1 pseudogene is annotated in these 992 nt (G+C 39.7%); it reads left to right on the top strand.

Annotation, left to right across the window (positions count from 1 at the left end):
• Nucleotides 1-917, top strand: a pseudogene (locus tag L652_RS0102955) (lipopolysaccharide biosynthesis protein); the annotation flags it as partial.
• Nucleotides 918-992 lie beyond the last annotated feature (75 nt).

Raw genomic sequence — 992 nt, 5'->3', positions numbered from 1 at the left:
CAGCCGATACCGAAATTGCTAAAGCGTACATACACTCGCAAGACATGCTTAACTACCTGCAACAACACAGTAATTTAAAAGCACATTACCAAGAGCATGGCGATATTTTTACGGGGTTAAGTAGCAACGCTAGCAGTGAAGACCTACTAAGTTATTACATTGACCATACCACAGTCGAAATTGACGAAGACTCAGGCGTACTAAAAATATTAGCCCAGGGCTTTACGCCTGAATTTGCAAACACTCTAACGCAAACAATAGTTAACCGCGCAGAGTGGTATATAAATTCAATAGGCCACCAACTAGCTGATGCGCAATTAAAGTTTATACGATTAGAGCATGCAAAAGTTGAGCAACGCTTGCGCGACGCACAAAAAAACACTCTTGCGTTTCAGCAAAAAAATAACTTACTTGACCCAGAGGCCGAAGGCATGGCGCTGCAGCAAATAACCTATGGGCTTGAGGGGCAAATAGCCACTAAAAGTGCAGAGCTAAAAGGGCTACGCTCAACCATGACTGAAAAAGCCCCGCAAGTAGTTATGTTAGCGTCGGAGCTGAGCGCACTTAAAACCCAGCTAGAGCTAGAGCGAGATAGGCTTTCTACTCAGCAAGGCACCAATAGTAATATTAAAAATAATGGAACCTCTGTAAGTGAAGTGCTTGCGCAATTTTCTGACTTAAAAATTGAGTTAGAGCTAGCGCTTAAAGGTTATACATCTTCTGAGGTATCGCTTGATAAAGCCAGAATTGAGGCTTATAGGCAGCTTAAATATTTAGTAGTGGTTGAGTCAGCCACGCTACCACAAAACAATAAATACCCAGCTACCTTATACAATATTTTACTCTTTGCTGTATTACAGTTAATGCTGTTTGGTATTGGTAAAATAGTTTTAGCCACAGTAAAAGAGCTAAGGTAAACTTAAAGTTATAAAGTTTAAAAATTAATTAAAATTAATAGATAGGATTCTATATGCACTCTTTAAAAGCACCTG

Origin of the sequence: Pseudoalteromonas sp. TB25 (assembly GCF_000497995.1) — a bacterium.
GTDB classification, from domain to species: domain Bacteria; phylum Pseudomonadota; class Gammaproteobacteria; order Enterobacterales; family Alteromonadaceae; genus Pseudoalteromonas; species Pseudoalteromonas distincta.
This window is presented reverse-complemented; position numbering and strand designations above follow the sequence as displayed.